The sequence below is a fragment of the uncultured Kocuria sp. genome, from assembly GCF_947500125.1.
Classification (GTDB): domain Bacteria; phylum Actinomycetota; class Actinomycetes; order Actinomycetales; family Micrococcaceae; genus Kocuria.
Window position 1 is genome coordinate 1 of record NZ_CANMRA010000024.1, and the last position, 26460, is coordinate 26460.

General features: G+C 73.1%; 27 protein-coding genes, 1 pseudogene and 2 riboswitches. Of the genes and pseudogenes, 17 read left to right on the plus strand and 11 right to left on the minus strand.

Annotated features, from left to right (window positions below):
- The 5 genes and pseudogenes from Q0817_RS14615 to Q0817_RS14635 all read left to right on the plus strand — a co-directional run.
- Positions 1-375, plus strand: a pseudogene (locus Q0817_RS14615) (DNA polymerase III subunit gamma and tau); the annotation flags it as partial.
- Between the two features lie 90 nt (positions 376-465).
- Entirely contained in the window at positions 466-1062 is a 597-nt protein-coding gene (gene recR, locus Q0817_RS14620) for a recombination mediator RecR (protein ID WP_298589693.1), read from the plus strand.
- Positions 1063-1165: 103 nt separating this feature from the next.
- Positions 1166-2452: an aspartate kinase gene (locus Q0817_RS14625; RefSeq protein WP_298589695.1), complete on the plus strand. Its 1287-nt coding sequence runs from the start codon at positions 1166-1168 to the stop codon at positions 2450-2452.
- 46 nt (positions 2453-2498) lie between these two features.
- Positions 2499-3434 (plus strand): 3-methyladenine DNA glycosylase, encoded by a 936-nt coding sequence (locus Q0817_RS14630; protein ID WP_298589698.1) that lies wholly within the window; start codon positions 2499-2501, stop codon positions 3432-3434.
- A complete protein-coding gene (locus tag Q0817_RS14635) occupies positions 3431-3805 on the plus strand; it encodes a Rieske 2Fe-2S domain-containing protein (protein WP_298589701.1) in 375 nt (124 codons plus the stop codon). Before Q0817_RS14630 ends, Q0817_RS14635 begins: the two co-directional genes overlap by 4 nt.
- Positions 3806-3843: 38 nt before the next feature.
- Here the strand turns inward: Q0817_RS14635 and Q0817_RS14640 are convergent, their stop codons facing one another.
- The 3 genes from Q0817_RS14640 to Q0817_RS14650 all read right to left on the minus strand — a co-directional run bounded on the left by Q0817_RS14640 (position 3844) and on the right by Q0817_RS14650 (position 5611).
- Positions 3844-4323, minus strand: coding sequence for an SRPBCC family protein (locus Q0817_RS14640; RefSeq protein ID WP_298589704.1), 480 nt, complete (start codon positions 4321-4323; stop codon positions 3844-3846).
- A complete protein-coding gene (locus Q0817_RS14645; protein ID WP_298589707.1) occupies positions 4320-4925 on the minus strand; it encodes a helix-turn-helix domain-containing protein in 606 nt (201 codons plus the stop codon). The genes Q0817_RS14640 and Q0817_RS14645 overlap by 4 nt, the downstream gene beginning before the upstream one ends.
- A gap of 194 nt (positions 4926-5119) precedes the next feature.
- Positions 5120-5611 carry a hypothetical protein gene (locus tag Q0817_RS14650; RefSeq protein WP_298589710.1) on the minus strand — a complete coding sequence of 164 codons (492 nt, stop codon included), beginning with the start codon at positions 5609-5611 and terminating at the stop codon, positions 5120-5122.
- 284 nt (positions 5612-5895) lie between these two features.
- Between Q0817_RS14650 and purS the strand changes: the two genes are divergently transcribed.
- From purS to cls, 5 genes are all read left to right on the plus strand, one after another.
- A complete protein-coding gene (gene purS / locus Q0817_RS14655) occupies positions 5896-6159 on the plus strand; it encodes a phosphoribosylformylglycinamidine synthase subunit PurS (RefSeq protein ID WP_031283211.1) in 264 nt (87 codons plus the stop codon).
- Positions 6160-6161: 2 nt separating this feature from the next.
- Positions 6162-6956: a phosphoribosylformylglycinamidine synthase subunit PurQ gene (gene purQ / locus Q0817_RS14660; protein WP_298589716.1), complete on the plus strand. Its 795-nt coding sequence runs from the start codon at positions 6162-6164 to the stop codon at positions 6954-6956.
- 17 nt (positions 6957-6973) lie between these two features.
- Positions 6974-9271 carry a phosphoribosylformylglycinamidine synthase subunit PurL gene (gene purL / locus Q0817_RS14665; protein ID WP_298589718.1) on the plus strand — a complete coding sequence of 766 codons (2298 nt, stop codon included), beginning with the start codon at positions 6974-6976 and terminating at the stop codon, positions 9269-9271.
- Positions 9272-9379: 108 nt separating this feature from the next.
- Positions 9380-9898 carry a GNAT family N-acetyltransferase gene (locus Q0817_RS14670; protein WP_298589721.1) on the plus strand — a complete coding sequence of 173 codons (519 nt, stop codon included), beginning with the start codon at positions 9380-9382 and terminating at the stop codon, positions 9896-9898.
- 42 nt (positions 9899-9940) lie between these two features.
- Positions 9941-11431 carry a cardiolipin synthase gene (gene cls, locus Q0817_RS14675; protein WP_298589725.1) on the plus strand — a complete coding sequence of 497 codons (1491 nt, stop codon included), beginning with the start codon at positions 9941-9943 and terminating at the stop codon, positions 11429-11431.
- A gap of 16 nt (positions 11432-11447) precedes the next feature.
- Here cls and Q0817_RS14680 read toward each other — a convergent pair whose 3' ends face one another.
- The 4 genes from Q0817_RS14680 to Q0817_RS14695 all read right to left on the minus strand — a co-directional run bounded on the left by Q0817_RS14680 (position 11448) and on the right by Q0817_RS14695 (position 14573).
- Entirely contained in the window at positions 11448-12293 is an 846-nt protein-coding gene (locus tag Q0817_RS14680; protein ID WP_298589728.1) for an anti-sigma factor, read from the minus strand.
- The gene (locus tag Q0817_RS14685) at positions 12277-12840 is read right to left on the minus strand and encodes an RNA polymerase sigma factor (RefSeq protein ID WP_298589731.1); all 564 of its coding nucleotides are present in this window, start codon (positions 12838-12840) and stop codon (positions 12277-12279) included. The genes Q0817_RS14680 and Q0817_RS14685 overlap by 17 nt, the downstream gene beginning before the upstream one ends.
- 129 nt (positions 12841-12969) lie before the next feature.
- A complete protein-coding gene (locus tag Q0817_RS14690) occupies positions 12970-13656 on the minus strand; it encodes a class F sortase (protein ID WP_298589734.1) in 687 nt (228 codons plus the stop codon).
- 98 nt (positions 13657-13754) lie between these two features.
- Positions 13755-14573, minus strand: a complete 819-nt coding sequence (locus Q0817_RS14695) for a DUF4397 domain-containing protein (protein WP_298589737.1) — start codon at positions 14571-14573, stop codon at positions 13755-13757.
- Between the two features lie 203 nt (positions 14574-14776).
- On the opposite strand from Q0817_RS14695, the gene Q0817_RS14700 reads away from it, so the two are divergent.
- On the plus strand, positions 14777-15523 hold the full coding sequence (locus tag Q0817_RS14700; protein ID WP_298589740.1) for an SDR family NAD(P)-dependent oxidoreductase: 747 nt from the start codon (positions 14777-14779) through the stop codon (positions 15521-15523).
- Positions 15524-15562: 39 nt separating this feature from the next.
- Here Q0817_RS14700 and Q0817_RS14705 read toward each other — a convergent pair whose 3' ends face one another.
- Positions 15563-15781 carry a hypothetical protein gene (locus Q0817_RS14705; RefSeq protein WP_298589743.1) on the minus strand — a complete coding sequence of 73 codons (219 nt, stop codon included), beginning with the start codon at positions 15779-15781 and terminating at the stop codon, positions 15563-15565.
- Between the two features lie 160 nt (positions 15782-15941).
- Between Q0817_RS14705 and Q0817_RS14710 the strand changes: the two genes are divergently transcribed.
- The gene (locus Q0817_RS14710) at positions 15942-17072 is read left to right on the plus strand and encodes a Vms1/Ankzf1 family peptidyl-tRNA hydrolase (RefSeq protein ID WP_298589746.1); all 1131 of its coding nucleotides are present in this window, start codon (positions 15942-15944) and stop codon (positions 17070-17072) included.
- 127 nt (positions 17073-17199) lie between these two features.
- Here the strand turns inward: Q0817_RS14710 and Q0817_RS14715 are convergent, their stop codons facing one another.
- The 3 genes from Q0817_RS14715 to Q0817_RS14725 form a co-directional block, all read right to left on the minus strand.
- Complete coding sequence (locus Q0817_RS14715; RefSeq protein WP_298589749.1) at positions 17200-18618, minus strand: LLM class flavin-dependent oxidoreductase; 1419 nt, start codon at positions 18616-18618, stop codon at positions 17200-17202.
- 77 nt (positions 18619-18695) lie between these two features.
- Positions 18696-18811: riboswitch (SAM riboswitch) on the minus strand.
- An 83-nt stretch (positions 18812-18894) separates the two neighbouring features.
- Positions 18895-19359, minus strand: coding sequence for a CoA-binding protein (locus tag Q0817_RS14720; RefSeq protein ID WP_298589752.1), 465 nt, complete (start codon positions 19357-19359; stop codon positions 18895-18897).
- Positions 19360-19516: 157 nt separating this feature from the next.
- The gene (locus Q0817_RS14725; protein WP_298589755.1) at positions 19517-20197 is read right to left on the minus strand and encodes a maleylpyruvate isomerase N-terminal domain-containing protein; all 681 of its coding nucleotides are present in this window, start codon (positions 20195-20197) and stop codon (positions 19517-19519) included.
- A 106-nt stretch (positions 20198-20303) separates the two neighbouring features.
- A riboswitch (SAM riboswitch) is annotated at positions 20304-20408 on the plus strand.
- Between the two features lie 5 nt (positions 20409-20413).
- Here Q0817_RS14725 and Q0817_RS14730 point away from each other — a divergent pair.
- The 5 genes from Q0817_RS14730 (at position 20414) to Q0817_RS14750 (ending at position 26361) form a co-directional block, all read left to right on the plus strand.
- Positions 20414-21247: an ABC transporter ATP-binding protein gene (locus tag Q0817_RS14730; protein ID WP_298589758.1), complete on the plus strand. Its 834-nt coding sequence runs from the start codon at positions 20414-20416 to the stop codon at positions 21245-21247.
- Between the two features lie 100 nt (positions 21248-21347).
- A complete protein-coding gene (locus Q0817_RS14735; protein ID WP_298589761.1) occupies positions 21348-22391 on the plus strand; it encodes an aliphatic sulfonate ABC transporter substrate-binding protein in 1044 nt (347 codons plus the stop codon).
- A 59-nt stretch (positions 22392-22450) separates the two neighbouring features.
- Positions 22451-23218 (plus strand): ABC transporter permease, encoded by a 768-nt coding sequence (locus Q0817_RS14740; protein WP_298589879.1) that lies wholly within the window; start codon positions 22451-22453, stop codon positions 23216-23218.
- A gap of 59 nt (positions 23219-23277) precedes the next feature.
- Positions 23278-25404 carry an AMP-binding protein gene (locus Q0817_RS14745; protein ID WP_298589764.1) on the plus strand — a complete coding sequence of 709 codons (2127 nt, stop codon included), beginning with the start codon at positions 23278-23280 and terminating at the stop codon, positions 25402-25404.
- 198 nt (positions 25405-25602) lie between these two features.
- Positions 25603-26361 carry a succinate dehydrogenase gene (locus Q0817_RS14750; protein WP_298589767.1) on the plus strand — a complete coding sequence of 253 codons (759 nt, stop codon included), beginning with the start codon at positions 25603-25605 and terminating at the stop codon, positions 26359-26361.
- The last annotated feature ends 99 nt before the right edge of the window (positions 26362-26460 follow it).

The following is a 26460-nucleotide window of genomic DNA, read 5'->3' on the forward strand; positions in this document are numbered from 1 at the left end:
GGCCCGGGTGCACGACCGGAGGCGCACCCGGAGGCACGGCCCGGCGCACGCCAGGGCGAGCCCCGGGCCGTGCCGGTCGGCACGGCCGCCCCGAGGGCGGCCCCCGCCGCCCCGCAGCAGATCCCCCCGGCGGCCGCCGACCGGAACGCGCGGCTGAGCTTCCGGGAGCGCCACGCCGCCGCCATCGCCGCGGGACGGAAGGCACCCGAATCCGCCGCGGCACCGCAGGACGGCGGCGTAGAATGGGACGACTCCTTCGTGCCCAGCTCGGACGACGAGGCGCTCGAGGACTCCACCCTCTACGGCCGCGCCGCGATCGAGCGGATCCTCGGCGGCATGCTGATCGAGGAGCGCGATCTCCACACCGGGGAGTGAGCCGGGACGCCCCACGCACCGGCACCCCGGTGACGCCGTGGCCGAGGACGAGCAGGAGGGCCGCGCACCGGCCCGGAAATCGAGGGAAACGTGTACGAAGGCGCCGTTCAGGATCTGATCGACGAGCTGGGCCGGCTGCCCGGCGTGGGACCGAAGTCCGCGCAGCGGATCGCGTTCCACCTCCTCGACGCCGACAAGGAGGAGGTCCGGCGCCTGGCCGACGCCATGACGGCCGTCAAGGACAAGGTGAAGTTCTGCCGGATCTGCGGCAACGTGTCCGAGCTCGACGAGTGCGCCATCTGCCGCGACGCCCGCCGCGACGACAGCGTCATCTGCGTGGTCGAGGAGTCGAAGGACGTCATGGCCATCGAGCGCACCCGCAGCTTCCGCGGCCGGTACCACGTCCTCGGCGGGGCCATCAGCCCCATCCAGGGCATCGGTCCCGACCAGCTGCGCATCCGGGAGCTCATGACCCGGCTCTCGGGCGACACCGTGCAGGAGGTGGTGCTCGCGACCGACCCGAACCTGGAGGGCGAGGCCACCGCCACCTACCTCTCCCGCATGCTCAAGACGCTCGGGATCCGCGTGACCCGCCTGGCCTCCGGGCTGCCCGTGGGCGGCGATCTCGAGTACGCCGACGAGGTGACCCTCGGCCGGGCCTTCGAGGGCCGGACGGTCGTCGCCTGAGCGGGTCGCGCTACCATGTCCTGGTGCCCTGCCGCGGGGAGCGGGCGCACGGACCGGGCCGACCGTCGGAGCCCGGCCACCCTCGACCACAGGAGTTGAACCCATGAGCCTGATCGTGCAGAAGTTCGGTGGATCCTCCGTCGCGGACGCCGACGGCATCCGCCGCGTTGCACGGCGGATCGTCGAGACGCGCAACCGGGGCCACGACGTCGTCGTCGTCGTCTCCGCGATGGGCGACACCACGGACGAGCTCCTCGACCTCGCCCACGAGGTCACCCGCAAGCCCCCGGCTCGTGAGCTCGACATGCTGCTCACCGCCGGCGAGCGCATCTCGATGGCGCTGCTGGCGATGGCGGTGTCCGGGATGGGCGCTCCCGCCCAGTCCTTCACCGGCTCGCAGGCGGGGATGGTCACGGACGGCGCCCACGGCGCGGCCCTGCTCGTGGAGGTGAACCCGCAGCGCGTGCGCGAGTCCCTCGACCAGGGCAACATCGCGATCATCGCCGGGTTCCAGGGCGTGCACCGCTCGACCAAGGACATCACCACCCTGGGCCGCGGCGGCTCGGACACCACCGCCGTGGCGCTGGCCGCCGCGCTGGACGCCGACGTGTGCGAGATCTACTCCGACGTGGACGGCGTGTTCACCGCCGACCCCCGCATCGCGCCCAAGGCGCGCAAGCTGGACGTGGTCAGCAGCGAGGAGATGCTCGAGCTCGCCGCCAACGGCGCGAAGATCCTGCACCTGCGCTGCGTCGAGTACGCCCGCCGCTTCGGCGTGAAGCTGCACGTCCGCTCGTCCTTCACCCAGAACGAGGGCACCTGGGTCATCCCGGGCCCCGAGGACGCTTCCCATCCCAAGAAGGAGATCCCGTTGGAACAGCCGCTCATCGCCGGCATCGCCCACGACCGCAGCCAGGCGAAGGTCACCGTCGTCGGGGTCCCCGACCGGCCCGGCATCGCCGCCCGGATCTTCCGGCTGCTCGCCGAGGCGAAGGTCAACGTGGACATGATCGTGCAGAACATCTCCACCGGGGACGACCCCCGGACGGACCTCTCGTTCACCCTGGACGAGAGCCAGGGCGACCTGGCCATGAGCCTGCTGCGCGCCGCCGAGGAGAAGATCGGCTACGCGGACCTCGAGTACGACGACCAGGTCGGCAAGCTCTCCCTGGTGGGCGCCGGCATGAAGTCGAACCCCGGCGTGACGTTCACGTTCTTCGAGGCGCTCGCGAACGCGGACATCAACATCGACATGATCTCCACCTCCGAGGTGCGGATCTCGGTGGTCACGGCCGCCGACCGGCTCGACGAGGCCGTGCGCGTGGTGCACAGCGCGTTCGGCCTGGACTCCGAGGAGGAGGCCACGGTCTACGCGGGAACCGGCCGCTGATCCCCGTGCCCCGCTCCACCGGCCTGTCGACGACGGGGCGGGTCCCGTGACCCGCCCCGTCGTCGTCCTGCCCCGCGAGGAGTGGGCAGCGCGGGCGGACGCCCACGAGCGGCGCGCGGCGCGCTACGCCGACCCCTTCGTGGCCCGTCGCCACCGCGGGCAGAAGCACCCGGTGGAGGACTTCCTGTTCACCTACTACACGCTCAAGCCCGCCCAGCTGAAGCGCTGGCACCCCGGGGCCGGCAGCGTGCTGCTGGAGGCCGCCGAGAGGGCCGGGGACAAGTTCTACCGGCCGCTCACCGGCCCCGAGCTCGAGGACCTCGGCCTCTCCGCCCGGGACGGGGCCGTGGCCGTCGACGACGACGCCGTCCGGGACCGGCGGGCCCCCGCGATCGACTTCGCCCGGGCGGTGCTGGGCGCGCACGCGACCAACCCGGGCTTCTTCGGCTGCTTCGGCCTCCACGAGTGGGCGATGGCCTACCGCTCGGAGGACAACGACATCCGCCACGAGCAGCTGGAGCTGCGGCTCGGGGCGGCGGGCACGGACGCCGTGGTGGAGTCGGCCAGGATCCGGTGCACCCACTTCGACGCGTTCCGGTTCTTCCAGCCGCAGGCCGTGCCGCTCAACGAGCTGCGGCCCACCCGGGAGTCCCAGCGCCGGATGGAGCAGCCGGGCTGCCTGCACGCCACCATGGACCTCTACAAGTGGGCGTACAAGCTGGTCCCGGCGATCCCGTCCGAGCTGCTGCTGGACTGCTTCGAGCTGGCGTGGGACGTGCGGGCGACGGACATGCAGGCCGCACCCTACGACCTCGCCGGGTGGGGCTACGAGCCCGTGCGGATCGAGACCCCGGAGGGCAAGGCCGAGTACGTGCGCCGGCAGCGGGAGTTCGCCCGCCGCGCGGAGCCGCTGCGCCGGCGGCTCGGCGCGGCGCTCGAGCGCCTGGACCCTGCCCGCACCACCGACGGCGCCGCGGCGTGAGCGGCCCCGGGGAGCCCACGGGCGGCTGGGAGCGGATCGTGGCGGCCTCCGCCGTGCCGGCACCGCACGACTTCGTGACGGCCCCCTCCAGCACGGGGCAGGTGCTCGTCACCCGTGACGCCGAGGGCGCCCTGCACGTGCTGCGCAACACCTGCACCCACCAGCAGGCCACCGTGTGCCGGGAGGCGGCCGGGCGCGCCGAGACGTTCGAGTGCCCCAACCACTTCTGGGTCTTCGCTCCGGACGGGCGGTTCGTGGGGTCCCGGCTGGCCCTCGCCGCCGGCCGGGAGGCCCCGCCGGATCCCGCCAAGGACCTCCCCGCGGCGTCGGTCGACGTGGTCGACGGCTGGGTCGTGGCCCGCTTCCGCTGAGCCGGGCCCGACCCGCGCCCGCCGCGGGGTGCACCCGCTCAGGAGCCGCGGTGCAATCCGTCCTCCAGCACCCGCCGCAGCGCCTCCAGGTCCTGGCGGTTGGCGCGGCGGATCTGCGCCGCGAGCACGCGCGCGCCCAGCCGCGCGAACCCGGCCGGCTCGCCGCTGTTGCGCAGGGTCATCCTGGTGCCGCCCGGGACGGGCTCCCACGTGTACGTGGTCTCCATGGGGAACGGTCCCTGCGCCGTCCGCATGACCAGCCGCTCCCCCGGGACCAGTTCGACGACCTCGTACTCGTACTCGAGCCGCCGGCCGAGGAAGTGGGCCACGAAGCCCGCCCTCGCCCCCGGCCGGAGCCCGGGTCCGGTCCTCAGCTCCACGGAGTCGATGTTCCGGTACCAGTCCGGGGCGTGGGCCGGGTCCGCGGCGTAGGCGGACACGACGTCGACGGGCCGGGCGATGACGACCTCGGTCAGCACGTCGACGCGCGCGCCGCCGGCCCGGTCGTGGCCGCTCACGGCTGCTCCGGCGCGGGCGCGCCGTCGTCGTCGCGCCGCTGCCGCCCCGCGAGCCAGGCCTCGACGTCCGAGCGCCGGACCCGGCGGTGGCTGCCCCGGTACTGCACGGGCAGGACGCCCTCCGTGGTGAGGTTGCGCAGATAGGTGGCCGAGATCCCGGCGAGCGCCGCCGCCTGCGAGGTGGTCAGCAGGTCCGCCGGGGAGGTGGCGGCAGACCCGTCCTCGCCCTGGCGCGCGAGCCAGGCCTGGACGTCCGAGCGCCGGATCCGGCGGTGGCTGCCCCGGTACTGCACGGGCAGGACGCCCTCGGAGGTGAGGTTGCGCAGATAGGTGTGGGAGATCCCGGCGAGCGCGGCCGCCTGGGAGGTGGTCAGCAGCTCCTCGGAGCCGGTCGGCGGCACGACGGCGGACGTCACCGTGACGGCCTCCCCGCGGGTCAGCCGGGACAGGAGGTCCACGACGGCGTCGCGCGCCCCCTCCGGCAGGCGCAGGGAGGTGCCGTCCACGAAGATCGTCACGTCCCAGGACGCGAGGGCGTCCGCCAGTCGCTCGGCCTCCCGGCCGCTGAGTCCGGGGGTGGTCGTCGGAGGGTGCTGGTTCATGGGCCCATTGTTCCAGCACCGCCCGAGGTCCTCCCGCCCCTCCGCCGAACTCACCGCGACGCCCCGACCCGGCGGCGTGAAGGCGCCTCCCTCGGGCAGGCCCGGTGGGTTCGGCGTGGAGCGGTGCGCTCGGGGAGGAGCGGTGCGCTCAGGGAGGGGCGGCGCGCTCGGGGAGGCCGCGGACGGTGGACCGCTCAGGCCGCTCCGTGCCGCCAGCGCAGGACGGCGAGCCAGAGCAGCACCCCGGCCAGGCCCATCGTCGCGGGCACGAGCACGGGAGACGGTCCGACGGCTCCGGTGGTCGCCGCCCACAGCTGGGCCGCGCCCGGCATCGAGTCCCAGACCCCGTCGTACCGCGGGTCCACCGGACCGGCCCGCAGGTTCGCCAGGACGTGCTCGTAGACGCCGTAGGCGCTGCCGAGCACGGAGACGACCGCGGCGACCCGCACGGTGCGGGCCGTCCCGGCGGTGCGCCGCACCAGCCAGGCCACGGCGCCGACCAGGAGCACGGCCAGCACCGCCCACGGGACCAGCTGGGCGGGTCCCTGCCAGTGCCGCAGCATCGCCAGCTCGGTCAGCGCACCGAGGACGGTGCCGATCCCCACCAGCGTCAGGACCCGGCGGTAGACCGACACCAGCCGCGCGTCGTCGGAGGGGGCGTTGGAGGTGTGGGACACGCTGCTCATGCTCCTCATGGGACCACGACCGCCCGGGACGTGCCTGCATTCGGCCTGGGACGTCCCCGACCGGCCGAACTCACCGCGTCGGCCCGAGAGCCGGAGGTCCATGCCCCGGTCTCGGGTCGACGCGGTGAGTTCGGCGTCGTGCGGGGGCGGGATCCTTCCGCGGCGGTGACTCCTACCACACCCGGCGGGCGGTCCGGGCCCGGCGCGACCGGTGTGCCCGAACCGATAGAATGGCTGACGTTCGCCGGATCCCGGCCCGCTGCTCGACCCTCAGGAGTTCCCCGATGGCCCGCATTGTTGTCGACGTCATGCCCAAGCCCGAGATCCTTGACCCGCAGGGCAAGGCGATCGCCAACGAACTGCCCCGCATCGGCCTGGACGGCTTCGCCGGTGTCCGGCAGGGCAAGCGCTTCGAGCTGACCGTCGACGGCGAGGCCACCGAGGACGCGCTGGCACAGGCCCGTGAGGCCGCCGAGAAGCTGCTCTCCAACCCCGTCATCGAGGACGTCGTGCGCGTGGCCGTCCTCGACGAGACCGAGGAGAACTGAGCATGCCCGGCCTCGAGACCCCTCTGATCGCGGACCTCTCCGGCCCCGCGCCGGACGCCGCGCTCGCCGGCGCCCGCGTCGGCGTCGTGACCTTCCCCGGCACCCTCGACGACCGCGACGCCGCACGGGCCGTGACGCTGGCCGGCGGCACCCCGGTGTCCCTCTGGTACGCCGACGAGGACCTGCAGGACGTCGACGCCGTGATCCTGCCCGGCGGCTTCTCCTACGGCGACTACCTGCGCGCCGGGGCCATCGCCCGGTTCGCCCCGATCATGGACCGGATCATCGCGGGCGCGAACGCCGCGGGCACCTCCGGGTCCGCTCCGCTGCCGGTCCTGGGGATCTGCAACGGCTTCCAGATGCTCACCGAGTCGCACCTGCTGCCGGGCTCGATGATCAAGAACGAGCGCCTGAAGTTCCTCTGCCGGGACCAGCGCCTGCGCGTGGAGAACAACGCGACCGTGTGGACCACGGAGTTCGAGCAGGGTCAGGAGATCGTGGTCCCGCTCAAGAACCAGGACGGCCAGTACGTGGCGGACGAGCGGACCCTCGACGCCCTCGAGGCCGAGGGCCGCGTGGTGTTCCGCTACGTCGGGGGCAACCCCAACGGCTCCCGCCGGGACATCGCCGGGATCTGCAACGGACGCGGCAACGTGGTGGGCCTCATGCCGCACCCGGAGCACGCGGTCGAGCCGGGCTTCGGCGCGGACTCCTCCGCCTTCGGCGAGGTCGGCATGCGCGACGGCACGGACGGGCTGGGCCTGTTCGTCTCCGCCCTCAAGGCACTGGTCAAGTAAGGGACACAGAACACTCCATGAGCGAGAAGCACTTCAACCTGGACACCGTCGAGCACGCGACGGCCACCCCCGACACCGAGCTGCCCTGGGCCGAGCTGGGCCTCAAGGACAACGAGTTCGAGGAGATCAAGAAGATCCTCGGCCGCCGGCCCACGGCCGCGGAGCTGGCGATGTACTCGGTCATGTGGTCCGAGCACTGCTCCTACAAGTCCTCCAAGGTCCACCTGCGCCAGTTCGGCGAGAAGGTCACCGAGGAGATGAAGAAGGACCTGCTGGTCGGCATCGGCGAGAACGCCGGCGTCACCGACCTCGGGGACGGCTGGGCCGTGACCTTCAAGATCGAGTCCCACAACCACCCGTCCTACGTGGAGCCCTACCAGGGGGCCGCCACGGGCGTGGGCGGGATCGTGCGCGACATCATCTCGATGGGCGCCCGGCCCGTGGCCGTCATGGACCCGCTGCGCTTCGGGGCGGTCGACCACCCGGACACCGCGCGCGTGGTGCACGGCGTGGTGGCGGGCGTGGGCGGCTACGGCAACTCCCTGGGCCTGCCCAACGTGGGCGGGGAGGTCGTCTTCGACTCCTGCTACCAGGGCAACCCGCTCGTCAACGCGCTCGCCGTGGGCGTGATGCGCCACGAGGACATCCGCCTCGCCAACGCCTCCGGCGTGGGCAACAAGGTGGTGCTGTTCGGCGCCCGCACCGGCGGCGACGGCATCGGCGGCGCCTCCGTGCTCGCCTCGGAGTCCTTCGACGACGCCAAGCCGTCCAAGCGGCCGGCCGTGCAGGTGGGCGACCCGTTCGCGGAGAAGGTGCTCATCGAGTGCTGCCTCGAGCTGTTCAAGGGCTCCCTCGTGGAGGGCATCCAGGACCTGGGGGCGGCGGGCATCTCGTGCGCCACCTCGGAGCTGGCCTCCAACGGCGAGGGCGGCATGCACGTGGACCTCACCCAGGTGCTCCTGCGGGACCCGACCCTGACGCCGGGCGAGATCCTCATGTCGGAGTCCCAGGAGCGCATGATGGCGGTCGTGACCCCCGAGAAGGTCGAGGCCTTCGAGGCCGTGATGGACAAGTGGGACGTCGAGCACTCCTGGATCGGCGAGGTCACCGGCACCGGCCGGCTCGTGATCGAGTGGGACGACGAGGTCATCGTCGACGTCGACCCCCGCACCGTCGCCCACGAGGGCCCCGTCTACGACCGCCCCTATCACCGCCCCGCGGACCAGGACCGGCTCCAGTCGGACCGCTTCACCGGCTCGCCCGCCGACGCCTCCCGCCCCTCGGGGGCGGAGCTGCGCAACGCCGTCCTCGAGCTCATGGCCTCCCCGAACCTGTGCGCCAAGGACTGGGTCACCGACCAGTACGACCGCTACGTGCAGGGCAACACCGCGATGGCCATGCCCGACGACGCCGGGGTGGTCCGCGTGGACGAGGAGACCGGCCTCGGCGTGGCCCTGTCCACCGACTGCAACGGCCGCTACGCCTACCTCGACCCGTACGCCGGCGCGCAGCTGGCCCTGGCCGAGGCCTACCGCAACGTGGCGACCTCCGGCGCCCGCCCCGCGGCCGTCTCCGACTGCCTGAACTTCGGCTCCCCCGAGGACCCGGAGACCATGTGGCAGTTCGCCGAGGCCGTGCGCGGGCTCGCCGACGGCTGCCAGCAGCTGGGGGTGCCCGTGACGGGCGGCAACGTGTCCCTCTACAACCAGACCGGCGGGGTGGCCATCCACCCGACGCCCGTGGTGGCGATGCTGGGCGTGCTCGACGACGTCCGGCGGCGCACGCCGTCGGGCTGGCGCGAGGACGGCCAGGCGATCTACCTGCTCGGGACCACCCAGGACGAGCTGGACGGCTCCGAGTGGGCGAACCTGCGCGGGCACCTCGGCGGGCTCCCCCCGGCCGTGGACCTCGCCCAGGAGAAGCTGCTCGGGGACCTGCTGATCAACATGTCCCGCGACGGCATGATCGACGCCGCGCACGACGTCGCCGAGGGCGGCCTCGCGGCGACCCTCGCCGAGATGGCGCTGCGCTTCGACACCGGCGCGCGCATCGGACTGGGCGAGGTCTGCGAGCGGGACGGCGTGGACCTGTTCACCATGCTCTTCTCCGAGACCCAGGGACGGGCCGTGGTGGCCGTGCCGCGCAGCGAGGAAGTACGGTTCAAGGACATGTGCACCATGCGCGCCTATCCGCACACGCGGATCGGCGTGGTGGACACCGAGAACCGTGCGCTGGACGTGCAGAGCGAGTTCGGCATCGGCCTGGACGAGCTCCGCACGGCGCACCAGGGCACGCTGCCGAAGTACTTCGGCTGATCCACCGGGGGCGGCGGGGAGCCGCCCCCGGGCACACCGTTCCGCCCGGATCCCATCCGTCCATCGCCGGCACCCGCGCCTCCCGCGCACGCAGAAAGCAGCACCAGCATGACTGAGGACCTCGAGGCCCTGCGCCCCGCACCCGTCCTGGAGACGGAACGACTCGTGCTCCGCCCCTTCACCGCCGAGGAGCTCGACGCCGTGGCCGCCGGCGAGCAGACGCCCCACTTCGCCCACGGCTTCCCGACCGCCGAGGACATGGACTTCGCCCGCGAGTCCCTCATGGCCGGGGGCTACTTCTTCACGGAGTCCGTGTACGCGCGGATGGCCGTCGTGGAGAAGTCGACCGGGGAGATCGTCGGCACGGCCGGATTCGTGGGCCCCCCGATCGACGCCGAGCTCGAGATCGTGGGGTCCCTCGCCGCGGACCGCCGCAACCGTGGCTATGCCCAGGAGGGCATCACCGCGCTGCTCGGGGTCGCGTTCACGGACCCCACCGTCACGGCGGTGCGCGCCAGCGTGCCCGGGGACAACGCCCCGGCCGAGCAGGTGCTCATCGCCGCGGGCTTCGTCCGCCGGGAGACCCCCGGCCCGGAGACGGACTACTTCCGGCCGCGCCCCGCGTAGGCCGCGCCCCTGCGCGCGGCGGCGGATATCTAGACTGGCGAGGTGACCCCGGCCGTGTTCCCGCTCAGCAGTGTCGCGGACCTCCTCCCGGAGCCCGCGACGCTCATCGTCCTGGTGCTCGGTCTGCTCATCAACGTGGTGGCCCTGGGCTGGATCCCCCACAACCGGCGGCCCTCCGTGGCCCTGGCCTGGTTGCTCGCGATCTTCCTGCTGCCGTACGTGGGGGTCGTGCTGTTCCTCGCCATCGGCTCCGCGAAGCTGCCGAAGAAGCGGATGGCCATGCAGGCGAAGATGAACGACGTCATCCGCGAGAACACCCCCGACTCCCACATCATGGGCAACACGGACGAGCGGCTGCCCGAGTGGGTCGACTCCACCGCGGCCCTGAACTACAAGCTCGGCGCCCTGCCCATGGTCGGCGGCAACTCCTTCGAGATCCTCACCGACAACCACGAGGCGATGCGGATCATGGCGGACGCGGTGGACCGGTCCCAGGACTACGTCCACTTCGAGTTCTACATCGTGGCCATCGACGACGCCTCACGCCCCCTGCTGGAGTCCCTCGTGCGGGCCCACCGTCGGGGCGTGCGGGTGCGGGTGCTCATCGACCACCTCGGCTCCGTGGGCTACCCGGGGTACCGGCAGATGATCAAGCGCTTCGACGAGGCCGGGCTGCCGTGGCAGCGCATGCTGCCCGTGCGCCCGTGGAAGGGCGAGTGGCAGCGGCCCGACCTGCGCAACCACCGCAAGATCCTCGTGGTCGACGGCACCCTCGCCTGGACCGGCTCGCAGAACATCATCCACCGCTCCTACAACAAGCGCCGGAACCGCCGGAAGGGCCTCGAGTGGAAGGACCTGATGCTCGAGTGCACCGGTCCCGTGGTCGCCGAGCTCAACGCCCTCTTCACGAGCGACTGGTACTCCGAGACCGGTGACCTCCTGCTCGACGAGGCCACCCGCGACCTCCCGGACATCGAGGGTCCGGTCTTCGCCCAGGTCGTGCCCTCCGGCCCCGGGTTCGAGACGGAGAACAACCTGCGCCTGTTCAACCACCTGATCTACAACGCCAACGAGCAGATCATCATCGCCAGCCCGTACTTCGTCCCGGACGAGTCGCTGATGCACGCGCTGACCACCGAGGCCCAGTCCGGGGTGGACGTGCAGCTGTTCGTGGGCGAGACCTCGGACCACTTCCTCGCCTACCACGCCCAGAACTCCTACTACCAGGAGCTCGTCGAGGCCGGCGTGAAGATCTACCGGTACCGCTCCCCCACCGTGCTGCACGCCAAGTTCGTGCTCGTGGACGACTACGTCTCCGTGATCGGCTCGTCCAACATGGACGAGCGCTCGTTCGCCCTGGACCTCGAGGTCTCCGTGTACATCGCGGACCGGGACTTCCGGCGGCGGATGGACGCCGTGGTCGCCGAGTTCCACGAGGCCAGCACCCTGCTGGACTTCGACGCGTGGAACCGGCGGCCGCTGTGGCACAAGTACGCCGACAACGTGGCCCGGCTGACCTCGGCCCTGCTCTGAGGGAACCGGCCCGCGCTCAGGCCTCCAGGACGCCGCGCACGATCGAGTCCCCCGAGTGCGTCGGGTCGCCGTCGATCGGCTCGTTCGAGACGTCCACGACAGGGAACTCCCCAACGTCCAGGTTCTCGGGCAGCACGAACACGGCCTCGTCCCCGGCCATCACCCCGAGGCTGACCATCCGCTGCGCGTCGGGGGCGAGCAGCCAGACCTCCTTGAACCCGTCCACGTCGGCGGGGTCGGTCCGCACCACCAGCTGACGCGTCCCGTCCGGCCGCTCGTCCACCTCGGCCGAGCCGCGGGCGGTGTAGCCGGCCAGGGGCTCCAGCTCGGCGGTGGCCAGCACCGTGGGATCCGGCTCCAGGCCCAGCCGCTGCGCGCCCCAGACCGAGACGCCGCCCAGGACCAGGGCCGCGGCGGCGGCGGCCGCGGCCAGCGGGTACGGCACCCCGCGCCGGGGCCTGTTCCGGCGGGCATCGAGGTCGACGACGGTCGCCCCGCCGCGCCCTGCGCCGTCGCCGGCCGGCGTGCCGGTCCCGTGCCCCGTGGCGTCCTCGGGTGCGTCGTCCGAGGTGTCCTCCGCCGTGTCGTCCGGGGCGTCCTCGGGGGCGCAGTCCCGGGAGTCGGCGAGCGGGTCCGCCGCGACGTCGGCGGACAGGCCCAGCTCGGCGTGGATCGCGGCCCAGACCCCGGGGCCGGGGGCCGTCAGGGCAGGCTGCTCGGCCCGGCCGGCGCGCACGACGCGCTCCAGGGACGCGAGCTCGGCCGCGCAGTCCGGGCAGGCGGCGACATGCTGCTGGTCCTGGGGGTCGACGGCGTCACCCAGAGCCAGGAGCGTCAGCGTCTCCTCACTCAGGTGTGCCATGACCGTCTCCCAATCGTGTTCGTAGGTTCGTGAGGCCGCGCCTCAGGTGACTCTTGACCGTGCCGAGGGGCAGGTCCAGGTGCTGTGCGATCTGCTGGTGCGTGAGCTCCTCGTAGAAGGCCAGCGCCATGATCGTCGACTTCGGGGGCCCGAGCCGCTCGACCTCGGCCCGCACCACGAGCCGGTCCACCAGCAGGTCCGACTCCTCGTGCCGCGGCTCCCGGTCGGTGCGCACCGCGTCCGCCTGGCGCCGCTCCGCCTCGCGGCCGGCGGTCCGCGCGGCGTCGGCGATGCAGTTGCGCGCGATGCCGATGAGCCAGGCGGGGGCCGAGGAGTGCTCGGGCCGGTAGCCGGAGCGGTACTTCCAGGCCCGGATGAAGACCTCCTGCACCACGTCGTCCGCGCCCGCGTCGTCGCGCAGGGCCCGGACGGCGAGACCCCGGATGACCCCGGCGCAGTGCCGGTACGCGGCACTCAGGGCCTGCTCGTCCCCCGCGGCGAACGCGGTGTCGAGCTCGGGTCCCCAGTCCGGGGGCGGCGTCGGCATCGTGGGCGGGCTCCTCGTGGGCCGGAGGTCATGGTGGCGGGCGGTCGAGCGGGGTGCGGGCGTCCGCATCGTGCCCAGCCTAGTGGACACCGGCCATCCGGTCATGCGCCTCTCGCCTCCCTCCGCCGCTCAGGGCACCGGGACCGCCCGCAGCACCACGTTGTCCTCGTAGTCCCCGATCTCCTCGAGCCACTCCCCGCCGCACGTCACGAGGTGGAGCACCGGCTCGCCGGTCCGGCGGAACAGGTCCGCGTCCGCGAGGGACTTCTTGCGGACGTGCTGGACGGACTCGGTGCGGTAGCGCTGGACGCTGCCGTCCGCGCGCTCCACCCGGACCTCCGCCCCGACCGGCACGTCCTTCAGCTGCGCCATCGGCGTGACCTCGGTGAGGGTGTCGACGTGGCCTGCGACGACCGCGGCGCCCTCGTCCGCCCCGGGGGACGGACCGTACCGGTACCAGCCCAGCTCCACGTGGTTGTCCGGTATGGTCATGGCGCCGTTGTCCTCGACCCCCACCGGGACCACCGGCATGTCGATCGGCGATCCGTCCACGACCACCCGGACCGGTGCGGGGATCTTCTCGGCGGGCGCCTGGGTGGCGGGAGCCACCGGGATCTCCGCGGGGGCCGCGGTGGACTGCGCCGCGCCCCCCGCGGGGACCGGACGGTCGGGGCCGGCGAGCGCCGGGACCGCGTCCTCGCCCGGGTAGGGCCCTGCCGCCAGGGAGTACGCGGTCGGCGACCCCCCGTTCTCCGGGAGAGCGGTGACGGCCGCTGCCGCGAGCAGGGACACCGAGGCGACCGCCCCGGCACCCACCGCCGCCAGACGACGACGGGTGCCGGGAGCTGTTGGTCCGGGTGCGCGGTGGGCCGCAGCCCGCCGCGCACCCGGACCGGGCCTGTCAGGACGGCTCACTACCGGCGGTTCCCCGCGAGCACCCGGCGGGCGCCGTACGCCGCGCCGATCAGCCCGAGCGCACCGGCGGCCGCGAGGCCGGCGGTCAGCATCGTGCGCTGCTCCTGGGCCGCGAGACCGGACTGGCCGCCCGGCACGGCCTCGGGCGCCTGCTCCATGCCCTCCAGGGTCTGGACGGCGAGGGCCAGGTTCCCGGCCTCGAGGGAGCCCCACGCGTACACGATGTTGTGGGTGCCCTCGGCCAGCTCGAGGTCGGCCGGGCCGATGACCGGCTCGGTGGTGCCCGCGGCGGCCACGGACGCCGAGACCGTGCCCGCGTCGACCGGCAGGGTCTCCTCGTTCGGGTTCTCGAGCCCGGTGATGACCGGCTGGCCGCCCGCGAGGACGTCCACGGCCGGGGCCGCGGCCACGTGCCGCACGGTGAGGCGCGACTTCCCGGCCTCGATCTCGGACATGTCGTTGGTGAACAGGGCGGCGGTGGGGTTGCCCTCGGCGTCCAGGTGGGCCGCGGCCGTGTAGCTCATCCCGGTCTGCAGGTCCGCGGTGACGGGCCCGATGATCGGCTCCGAGGCGTCGGCGGCGTCGGGGGCCGTGATGGCCAGGTCGTAGCTGCCGGCGGGCAGCTCCAGCGGTCCGGCCAGGGTGCCCGGCTCGAAGTCGTCGAGGGTCAGCTCGCCGTTGACGTACACGTCCACGACGGTGTCGGGCACGCCGTGGAGCACGGACAGCTCGGCGTGCTCGGCGGCGAACGCCGGGCTCATGCTGAGGGCACCGGCACCGAGGCCGAGGACTGCTGCGGCGGAAAGGGTCTTGCGCATGGTAACTGCTCCTTGAACGGGCTCCCTGGCGGAAGCGGAATCGACCTTGCACCCGTACTACCGGCGTGGACCCCTCCGTGGATGCAGCAGGTCACATTTTTTTCGGGAAGTTCTTCCGGGCCCGTTCCGCACCACAATGAAGAGGGCGGCGCCGCGGCTCGCGCGGCCCGCCGGAGCACCCCGTCGGATCTCCAGGAGGAACCGTGGACACCCAGCGCTTCACCGGCCGGACCGCCGTCGTGACCGGGGCGGGGTCGGGCATCGGGCGCGCCACCGCGCTGCGGCTGGCCGCCGAGGGCGCCACCGTGGTGGTGGTCGACCTGTCGGCGCGCCGGCTGGAGACCCTGGTGGCGGCGGAGCCCCGCCTGCCGCTCTTCCCCGTGGTCGCGGACCTCACGGACGAGGACGCGGTGGGCCGCGTGCTGGCCGCGGCCGAGGGGCGGCTCGACGTGCTGGTCAACAACGCCGGGATCATGGACCGCTTCGAGTCCGTCGCCGAGGTCGACGACGCGACGTGGGACCGGGTCTTCGCCGTCAACGTCGGCTCCGTGATGCGGCTGACCCGCGCGGCGATCCCGCTGCTGCGGGTCTCCGGCAGAGGGGCGATCGTCAACGTGGCGTCCGAGGCGTCGCTGCGCGGCTCCGCCGCGGGCGCGGCCTACACCGCCTCCAAGCACGCGGTGGCCGGGCTGACGAAGAGCACGGCCCTCATGCACGCGGCGGACGGCATCCGCACCAACGCGGTGGCCCCGGGGGCGACCGCCACGGCGATCGAGGCGCCCATGGGCTCGGACCTGTTCCCGGGCCGGATGGCGGCGTTCATGCAGAACATCCCCTACACGGCCACTGCGGAGCAGGTGGCCGCCGTGATCGTCTTCCTCGCGAGCGACGACGCCTCCAATGTCAACGGCGTGATCATGCCCTCGGACGGGGGCTGGTCCGCCGTGTGACGCCCGCGCGAGGGCGTGCGCCCTCGCGCGAGCCCCGGCTCACTCCTCCTCGAGCGTGGACGTCTCCTGCGGCTCGTCGAGGACGACCTCCTGGTCCTGCTCCACGAGGTCGTCGGGATTCGCCTCGAGGGAGGACGCCTCCGAGCGGTCGTGCTCGTGCGCCGGAGCCTCGTCGTCCTGGTCGTCCAGCTCCGGCCGCTCGGCGTCCATCGACTGCTCGAGCCGGTCGGCCTCGTCGTACTCGGGGACGTCGCTCATGCCTGCCTCCTGCGTCGTGGGACCAACGGGACCACCGGTCGCGCGACCGGTCGTGTGCCTCCGACCCTACTCGTTCGGCCGTCTGTTCCCAGCCCCCTGACGGTCGGATAACGTGGTCTGTACCACAGGAAGCACCGCTCAACAGCAGGAGTTGTCCACCATGACGAGCCGATTCCACCGCTACGCCGAACTGTTCAAGAGCAAGGGCCCCTGGTGCACCGTCTACACGGACATCAGCACGGGGACCGTCGACTCGTTGCACGCCATCGACGTCCTTCCCGAGAACATCTGCCGAGAGCTGGAGCGCCAGGGCGCGAGCAAGGCCGACCTCACCGCCGTGGAGGCCGCCGTGCGGCCGGCCGAGGGCGTGCCGGACCCGGTGTGCCGGTACCTGCTGGTGCGGGGCGGCACCGTGGAGATCGACGAGGTCCTTCCCGGCCCCCGCGCCGGCCGCGGTGTCATCCAGGTGGAGGAGGTCCCCGACCTCACTCCCCTGTTCCGCCACCGCCCGGACGACTTCCCCTACGTGGTCGCCGAGGTGGGCCGGGACGGCGGCGAGATCTGCCTGCAGTACGCCAGCCGTGTCCGTGCCACGGACGAGCAGCAGATCGAGGGCGAGACCGAGCACCTGAAGAAGTTCCCCGGCGGCGGCTGGTCGCAGGGACGCTGGCAGCGGCACACCGAGGACGTGTGGCGGCGCAACACCGAGCAGGTGGCCGACCAGATCGACAAAGTCGTCGCCGAGAGCGGGGCGCAGCTCGTGGTCCTGGCGGGGGACATGCGGGCCCGGGGTCTGGTCGAGGAGCAGCTGTCCAAGGCGAGCCGGGCGATGCTGAGCGTCGTCGACGCGAACACCCGCGCAGAGGGCAGCCAGTCCGCCGACTTCGACCACCAGGTCGAGGACCGCGTGGCGGAGGTCGTGGCCCACCGCCAGCAGGAGCTGCTCGAGCGGCTCGCGGAGCAGCAGGGGCGGCCCGATCCCACCGCCGTCTCGGGGATGGGACCCGTCGTCTCGGCCCTGCAGCAGGCGCAGGCGGAGACGCTGCTCATCGACGACACCCACCTGGACACGGAGCAGGAGCTCATCGCCCTGGACGCCGAGCCGTGGATCGCCGTGCAGGAGTCGGAGGCCGTGGGCGCCGGCGTGCTCGGCCGGGTCTCCGCCGACGCCGCGCTGGTGCGCGCCGCCGTGCTGACCGACGCCCGCCCCGTCTTCGTGCCGCCGGGGGCGCTGCCCCACGGCACGGACGTGGCGGCCCTGCTGCGCTGGGGCGCCACGCCGGCGTCCTGACCAGGACCGGACGAGGGGCCCCCGCCGGCGCGGGGGCCCCTCGTCCGTGCCCGGCCCCGGAGCGGGCACCGTGGCGCCGGCAGGGCTCCGGGGTCACGGCCCCCGGTTCAGGTACAGGGGCCGTGGCTCAGGAGATCAGTTCGCGGGCCGGAGTGTCCGCGGCGGAGGGCTTGCCCGCGTAGGCGCCGCGGTACGCGGCGGCCGGGTGGGTGCCGAGCACCTTGGTCTGCCCGGCGCCGTAGAGGTTCTCGCGCAGCGTGGTGCCCTCGTACCCGGTCCGGTAGCGGCCGCGCTTCTGCAGCTCCGGCACGACCCACTCCACGAAGTCCTCGAACGAGCCCGGGGACACGTGGTAGGCGAGGTTGATGCCGTCCAGTCCGCCGTCGTCGATCCACCGCTCGAGCTCGTCGGCCACGGTCTGCGGGGAGCCGACGATCGGCACGCCCATGCCGCCCATCGAGATGTGCTTGGCGACCTCCTTGACCGTCCACTTCTTGTGCGGGTCCGCCGTGGTGAAGGGGGTGAGGAAGGACTGGATCGAGTCGGTCTTGATGTACTCCAGCACGTCGTTCTCGTCGTAGCGGCCCAGGTCCACCCCGGACCAGCCGCCCACGAGGCCCAGCGCGCCGTCGGTGTCCGCGTACCGCTCGTAGTCGCGGCGCTTCTGCTCGGCCTTCGCGTCGGTCTCGTCGACGATCACGTGCAGCATGGCGAAGATCTTGAGGTCGTCCCGGCCCCGGCCCTGGGCCTCGGCCTCGTCGCGCAGCTTGTCGGTGACCACGCGGGTGAGGTCCGGGCGGATGCCGCCCACGAACACCGCCTCGGCGTGGCGGCCGGCGAACGCGCGCCCGCGGGACGAGGCCCCGGCCTGGAAGATCAGCGGCGTGCGCTGCGGGGAGGGCTCGGTCAGCCCGATGCCCGGGACGTCGAAGTACTTGCCGTGGTGCTGGATGGGGTGGACGAGTGCCGGGTCGGCGAAGACCCCGTTGACCCGGTCGCGCTTGACCGCGCCGTCCTCCCACGAGCCCTCCCAGAGCTTGTAGCAGACCTCCATGAACTCCTCGGCGATCTCGTAGCGCTCGTCGTGGGAGATCTGCTCCGTCAGCCCGTGGTTCTCGGCCGCGGACTTCAGGTAGGACGTGACCACGTTGAAGCCCATCCGGCCCTTCGTCAGGTGGTCCAGGGTCGCGAACTTCCGGGCCAGCGGGTACGGCTGCTCGTAGGTGATCGCGCTGGTCACGCCGAAGCCGAGGTGCTTCGTCACGGCCGCCATCGCGGAGATCTGCATGAAGGGGTCGTTGACCGGGATCTGGGTGGCGTCCCGGATCACCGGGGCCGCGGAGTTCTGGTAGACGTCGTAGTAGCCGACGACGTCCGCGAGGAACAGCGCGTCGAAGAGCCCCTTCTCCAGGACCTGGGCGACGTCCGTCCAGTACTCGAGGGTGTTGTACTCGTCCGCCCGGGAGCGGGGGTGCTTCCACAGGCCGGGGGCCTGGTGGCCCACGCAGGTCATGTCGAAGGCGTTCAGGGCGATGCGCTTGCTCATGGGTGTTCCTCCCGGGTCGATGCCGACCCGCGCCCGTGCGTCGTGGAGACCTGCTCGCGGGTCCGACGCACTGCTGGGCGCCGTACTTGCCGCGGAGCGTGTGCACCCGCGGCCCGATGTTCATCTGGGGCACCCCGCTACGGGAGAGGGTTGCCGCCCGACCAGCCAGAGCTTCGCGTCGGGACTCGTCATCGTCGTCGGGGAACAGCTTAGCGGGTCGCCCCGGACCCGGCGCAAGCCTGTCCGCCCAGGCCGGTGCCGGCCCGGGCGGGCGGCTCAGGCGGGCGGGGCGAGCGGCGGGGTGCGGCTCGGGTCCAGGGTCCAGCCCCTCCGGAGCAGGGCGCGGAGCTCGATCAGGGGGCAGGTGTCCATGACCACGTCGAGGCCGGCCCGCTCCGCCCGGGCGGCCGCGTCCTCGTCGACGACGCCCAGCTGCAGCCACACCGCCGCGGCGCCCGCGGCGATGGCCTGGTCCACGACCGCACCCACGCGGCGGGAGTTGACGAAGCAGTCCACCACGTCGATCGGTCCCGGGACCTCGGCGAGCGTGCGGAAGCCGGGCTCACCGTGCACCGGCTCGCCCTTCGGGTTCACCGGGACGATCGTCATGCCGAGGTCGTCCCGGATCTGCTTCGCGACCGAGTGCGCCGGACGGGTCGTGGTGCCGGTCAGTCCCACCACGGCCCACCGGCCGGGCCGGGTCATGAGGCGCTCGATGACGGCGGGGTCGTTGCGGGTCATGGCACCAGCCTGGCACGGACCCCGTTCCTCCGCACGGCCCCTCCCCCCTTCCGCCCCGAAGTCGCACGTGTCGGCGACCTCGGGCGAGGTCGCCGACACGTGCAACGTCGCGGGAAGAAAGCGTCACGGGAAGAAACAGCGGAGAGAGAGCAGAGGGTCAGGAGAAGAGGGGCAGGAGGTCCGCGTGCGCACCCAGCTCCGCGCGCTCCTGGGCGGTCAGCTCCGCCCGGCCGGTGCCCACGCGCGCGAAGTGCTCGTCGCTCCAGTGCTCGAGCGGTTCCCGCTCCCACAGGTCGGTGAGGACCCGGCGGACCTCGGCGAGCCCGTCCACGGCGGGGCCCGGGGAGCCGTCCAGGTGCTGGATCAGGTCCAGGTGGTGCACCGTGGCCTCCACCGTGAGGGTGCTCAGCAGGTCCTCGACGCGCAGCACGTGCCCCTCGGTGCGGACCGCACCGCCGCCGCCGCAGTGCTGCGCCGCGTGCACGAGGGCCCGGGAGGTCTCACGGTAGAGCTCGCGCACCGGCTCCCAGTCCAGGACCATGGACGCGGCCACGCGGGCGCGGCGCCGCTCCTCGGCCGCCTCCACGGGGTCGCCGCCCCAGTCCGTCCAGTAGGTCGCGGCGTCCCGGTCGGGGCGGGCGGTCGTGGGCGTGTGCAGGGCGACCAGCCCCCGCAGCGCGTCCGTCGTGCAGTGATGGGTGAGGTCCCGGACCGACCACCCCGTGCACCCCGTGGCGGCCCAGGAGTCGTCGTCGCCGAGCCCGTCGAGGACCGCGCCGAACGCCGCGCAGGCGTCGCGCACCAGGTCCGCCCGGGCCGGGGGTCTGCGGCTCGTCATGGGTCCATGGTGAGGCACGAAGGGCTCCCGTGCCACCGATGTGTCGCCACGACCGCGGATGCGACGGATTTGCCAGGGAACAGGCCGAGGACGTTCAATGGGCGCGTAACCATCCGGAGCGGCTGAGAGACCTGGCTCGTCGACGTCGCAGCAACCGGCACGGATCCGTCTGATCCTCCGTGCGAGGTGCTAATGCCAGGACCGATGGAGTTGATCATGAGCACTTCTCAGCTGAGCCCTGCGCCGCCCACCGCCCCGGACACCTCGAAGCGCGCCTTCGCCGTGGCCTTCGAGCACGTCGGCAAGGCCTTCCCGGCCGGCCGCGAGACGCACCACGTCCTGCAGGACGTCGACGTCACGGCCCGGCCCGGCGAGGTCCTGGCGATCCTCGGGCCCTCGGGATGCGGCAAGTCCACCCTGCTGCGGGCCGCGGCGGGGCTCGACACCGCCTCGGCGGGCCGGGTGCTCATCGACGGCACCCCCGTGGCCGGGATCGACCCGCGCTGCGCGGTCGCGTTCCAGGAGCCCCGCCTGCTGCCGTGGCGCTCCGTGCGCGAGAACGTCCGGCTGGGCCTGCCCCGCGGACTCCCCCGGCCCGAGGGGGACGCCGCGATCGACGACCTGCTGCGCCTGGTCGGGCTCACCGCGCACGCGGACCACCGTCCGCGCGCGATCTCCGGCGGCATGGCCCAGCGCGCGTCCCTGGCCCGGGCGCTGGCCCGCAACCCCGGGGTCCTGCTGCTCGACGAGCCCTTCGGCGCGCTCGACGCCCTGACCCGCCTGCAGATGCAGGACCTCCTGCTCACGATCCACGCGGCCCAGCCCACCACCGTCCTGCTCGTCACCCACGACGTCGACGAGGCGCTGCAGCTCGCGGACCGGATCGTGGTCCTGGGCCGGACCGGGCCCACCGCTCCCGCCTCGATCAGCACGGTCCTCGCCGTCCCCGGCGAACGCCCCCGGGACCGGGCCTCCGAGGTCCTCGCCGAGCTGCGCGTGCAGCTCCTCGGCCACCTGGGCGTCGACGCCCACCACCCCGCGACCCGCTGACGCGGCCCGCAACCGTCCTCCTCCCGCTCCGACCACCGGAGCGGTGGCGGCACCCGCCCGCGCCGCCCGGCCCCGTCCGCTCACCACGAAAGGCTCCTCCATGCCCCTGTCCCACCGTTCCGTCCGCACGATCCCCGCGCTCGCCGCCGTCCTGGCCCTCGGCCTGACCGGGTGCATGGCCGGTGAGGGCTCCGGCGAGGCCCCCGCCGAGGCCGCCGGTGGCGGCACCGTCCGCGTGGACTGGGCCACCTACAACCCGCTCTCCGTGGTGATCAAGGAGAAGGGCTGGCTCGAGGCCGCGTTCGCCGAGGAGGGCACCGAGGTGGAGTGGGTGCAGTCCGCCGGGTCGAACAAGGCCAACGAGGCGCTGCGCGCGGAGGCGGTCGACATCGGCTCCACCGCGGGCTCCGCGGCGCTGCTGACCCGCAGCAACGGCACCCCGATCCAGGTGATCGACCTCTACTCGCAGCCGGAGTGGTCCGCCCTGGTCACCACCCCCGGCACCGGGGTGCAGGAGGTCACGGACCTCGAGGGCCGCACCGTGGCCGCGACCAAGGGCACCGACCCGTACTTCTTCCTGCTCCAGGCCCTCGACGAGGCCGGGGTGCCCGCCGAGGACGTCACGATCCAGAACCTGCAGCACGCCGACGGCCGCGCCGCCCTGGAGAACGGCCAGGTGGACGCCTGGGCCGGGCTCGACCCGATCATGGCCGCCGCGGAGGAGAACGGCGCGGAGCTGTTCTACCGCAACGTCGACTTCAACACCTACGGCTTCCTGAACGCCCACGAGAGCTTCCTCGAGGAGCGGCCCGAGGCCGCCCAGACCGTGGTGGACGTCTACGCCTATGCCCGGGAGTGGGCGCAGGAGAACACCGCGGAGACCGCGCAGCTGCTGTCCGAGGCGGCCGGGATCGAGCTGTCCGTGGCCGAGGCGGTGCTCGAGCGCACCAACCTGGACATCAACCACGTGCCCGGCGACCAGCAGCTGACGGTCCTCGAGAAGGTCGGTCCGATCTTCGTCGAGTCCGACGACGTCGCCGACCAGGAGCAGATCGACGAGGCGCTCGCGAGCATCGTGGAGAGCTCCTACGCGGAGAACGCCGACGCGTCCCGCGGGGCCGAGCTGGTCGGGGGCCAGGAGTGAGGCAGCCGCTGCCCCCCGCCGAGGAGGCGGAGCGCGCCGACGGCGCGCCCGCCCCCGCCGTGGCGGCGCCCCGGCGGCGGCCGCTGCTGCGCGCCGTGCTGGGCCTGCTGCTGCCCGCGGCGCTGCTGGTGCTGTGGCACGTGCTGTCCACCGCCGGGGTCTTCAGCGCCGTGCAGCTCCCGGCCCCGCTCGCGGTGCTCGAGGCCGGGATCGGCCTGCTGGCCGGCGGGGACCTCTGGACCCACGTGGGCATCTCGACCCAGCGGGTGCTGATCGGCTTCGTGGTCGGCGCCGGGCTCGGACTCGTGGCCGGGTCCTTCATCGGCCTCTCCCGCTGGGGCTCCACGCTGGTGGGCCCCACGATCGGGGCGTTCCGCGCGGTGCCGTCCCTGGCGTGGGTGCCGCTGCTGCTGCTGTGGATCGGTCTCGGCGAGGACTCGAAGGTCACGCTGGTGGCCATCGGCGCGTTCTTCCCCGTCTACACCACCGTCTCCGCGGCCCTGCAGCACGTGGACCGCAACCTCATCGAGGCGGCGCGGGCCTTCGGGCTCCACGGGCTGCGGCTGCTCACCACGGTGCAGCTGCCGGCCGTCATGCCGTCGGTCATCTCGGGGCTGCGCCTGGCCCTGGCCCAGGCGTGGCTGTTCCTCGTGGCCGCCGAGCTGCTGGGGGCCTCCATGGGTCTGGGCTGGCTGCTCACCGACTCGCAGAACAACGGTCGCACCGACCGCCTGCTGCTGGCGATCGTCCTGCTGGCGGTGCTCGGCAAGATCTCGGACGCGCTGCTGGGCGTGTTCGAGAAGTGGGCCGTGAAGAAATGGGCCTGACACGTGCGCCTGGCACAGTGGACCCGTCGTCCGTGCCGGCAGGAAAGGACCGCAGCACCGTGAGCTTCAGCTGGAGCAACCCCTTCTCCCCCACCCCCGACCCCGCACTGGTCTCCGACGAGGCCCGGATCGCGTTCTGGGAGGGTCAGGCCTCCCGGTTGGACTGGGCCGCGCCGTGGACGACGGCCCACCGTTTCGAGAAGCCGCGGCGGATCGGCGAGGACGAGGAGCGCAACCCCACCTGGTCGGTCCCCGAGATCGCGTGGTTCGAGGGCGGGAAGCTCAACGTGGCCCACAACTGCGTGGACCGCCACGTCGAGGCCGGCCGCGGCGCCCACGTGGCCCTGTACTTCGAGGGCGAGCCCGGGGACCAGCTGGTCTACACCTACGCCGACCTGCAGCGGGAGGTCTCCCGCGCCGCCAACGCCCTGCTCGCGCTGGGGGTGGAGCAGGGCGACCGGGTGGTGATCTACCTCCCCGTCATCCCGGAGACCGTCATCATCACGCTGGCCTGCGCCCGCATCGGCGCCGTGCACTCGCTGGTCTTCGGCGGGTTCTCCGCCGAGGCGCTGAGGTTCCGCGTCGAGGACACCGGCGCCAAGGTCCTCGTGACCACGGACGGGCAGCACCGGCGCGGGGCCGTGGTGCCCGTGAAGGCCGTGGCCGACGAGGCCTGCGGCGGCGACAACGCGATCGAGCACGTCGTCGTCGTGCGCCGCACCTCCCGGCCCGGCCGCACGGACCTGCCCCGGGGCACCCGGGGAACGCATTCCAAGGACGAGGACGCGGTCCCGTGGACCCGCGGGCGCGACGTGTGGTGGCACGAGCTGATCGCCGAGCAGTCCGACGTGCACGTGGCGCAGGCGTTCGACGCCGAGACGCCGCTGTTCATCATCTACACCTCCGGGACCACGGGGAGGCCCAAGGGCCTGGTGCACACGATGGGCGGCTACCTCGTGCAGACCGCGTACACGCACGCCCTGCTCTTCGACCTGCTGCCCGACGTCGAGGACGCGGACGGCGAGCTGCGCCCCGACGAGCTGGCCACCGTCAACGACCCCGCGAAGGTGGACTCGACCGTCCACTGGTGCACCGCCGACCTCGCGTGGGTCACCGCGCACACCTACGAGATCTACGGTCCCCTGGTCAACGGCGTCTCCGAGGTGATCTACGAGGGCACCCCGAACACCCCGCACTGGGGCCGGCACTTCGAGGTGATCGAGCGCTACGGCGTCACCACCTACTACACGGCGCCCACGCTGATCCGCTCCCTCATGGGCGCGTTCCCGAAGGGTGTCCCGCCGCTCTACAACCTCAACTCCATCCGGCTGCTCGGCTCCGTGGGCGAGTCGATCAACCCCGAGGCCTGGCGCTGGCTGCGCGCGCAGCTGGGCCGGGACGAGGTCCCGTTCGTGGACACGTGGTGGCAGTCCGAGACCGGCGCCACCGTGATGTCCCCGCGTCCGCACGACCCCCAGTTCGCGCCCCCGGGGACGTTCGACGACGGAGCCCCGCGCACCGCGCTCAAGCCCGGCTGCGCGACCCGGGCGGTCCCGGGGATCTCCACCCGCGTGGTGGACGAGGCCGGGGAGACGGTCCCGCCCGGGGTGCAGGGCTTCGTGGTGGTGGACCGGACCGGCCCCTCGATGGCCCGCACCGTGTGGGGCGACCCGCAGCGCTACCTCTCCTCCTACTGGCAGGCCTACGCCGAGCAGGGCTGGTTCCTGGCCGGGGACGGCGCCCGCTACGACGAGGAGGGGGACATCTACATCCTGGGGCGGGTCGACGACGTCATCAACGTCTCCGGGCACCGGCTGTCCACCATCGAGATCGAGTCGGCGCTCGTCACCCACCCGTGGGTCCTGGAGGCCGGCGCGGCGCCCGTGCGCGACGAGCTGACCGGGCACGCGGTGCTCGCCTGCGTGGTGCTGACCCCCGAGGCCGCGCGGGTCCCGGCGGAGGAGCTGACCGCGGCGCTGCGCGAGCACGTGGCGCACGAGATCGGCCCCATCGCCAAGCCGCGGGCGGTCGTGGCGGTCCCGGACCTGCCGAAGACCCGGTCGGGGAAGATCACCCGGCGCCTGCTCGCGCAGCTGTGGGAGGGCACCCCCCTCGGTGACCGGTCCTCGCTGCAGAACGAGGAGGCGCTGGAGCACATCGCCGCGGTCCTGGCCGCGCGGCGGTAGACCCCGCCGCGAGGGGTCGCTTCCGGTCGGAATGAGCTGCTCACACCGGCGGGAAACGACCCCTCGCACCGGCGAGGAGGCCGGCGCGGAGGCCGGTGAAGGCCGAGAACGACCCCTCGGCGCGGCTCCGTGACGGTCCGCAACCCCCTCCGCAAGGACGTTGAGACTTGTGACGTCCCAGTCCGCACCGCCCCTAGGATGAATGCCGTGAACGTGTCCCCCCGCCCCGCCGGCACCGCCCGCCCCGCGCCGGACGGGCTGCTGCCTGCCCTGCCGAACACCGACCTCAAGCTCGCGATGGCCGGCTCCGGCGCCCTGTTCTCGGGCTACGTGCTGGTGCACCTGCTCGGGAACCTGAAGGTCTACCAGGGCGAGGAGAAGTTCGACGCCTACGCCGCGTTCCTCCGCACCGCCGGCGCGCCCGTGCTGCCGCACGGCACGGTGCTCTGGACGGCACGCGGCGTGCTCGCCACCGGCCTGGTCGTCCACGCGGGCGCCGCCGCGGTGCTCACCGCGCGGTCCTGGGCGGCGAACGGGACGCTGCTGCCGCGCACCGGCCGTCGCCCGCGGGGGCGCCGGCGCTCCCCGTGGGAGGTGGCGAAACGCTCGATGCGCAGCACGGGCGGCGTGCTCGGACTGTTCACGGTCTTCCACGTCCTGGACCTGACCCTGGGCGCCCGGCCCGCCGCGGCCCGGGGGTTCGAGCACGGCAGCGCCTACGCCAACCTCGTGGCCAGCCTCTCCCGGCCGCCCGTGGCCGCGGCCTACGCCGTCTCCATGGCGGCGCTGGCCGCCCACTTGGTGCACGGCATCCCGGAGATCGCCAACGACGTCGGCGTGAGCGGCGACCAGCGGTTCCAGCGGCGGCTGCGGGTCGCCGCGAACGCCTTCGGCGCCGCGGTGGCCGCCGGCAACACCACGATCCCGGTGGCCGTGCTGACCCGCGCGGTGCGCTGACCCCGTGGTGGCCCTCCCCCGGCGTCGGGACGGCCGTCCTCCGGACGACCTGCTGCGGGCCGGCCTTCTGCGAGACGACATCCTGCGAGACGACCTTCT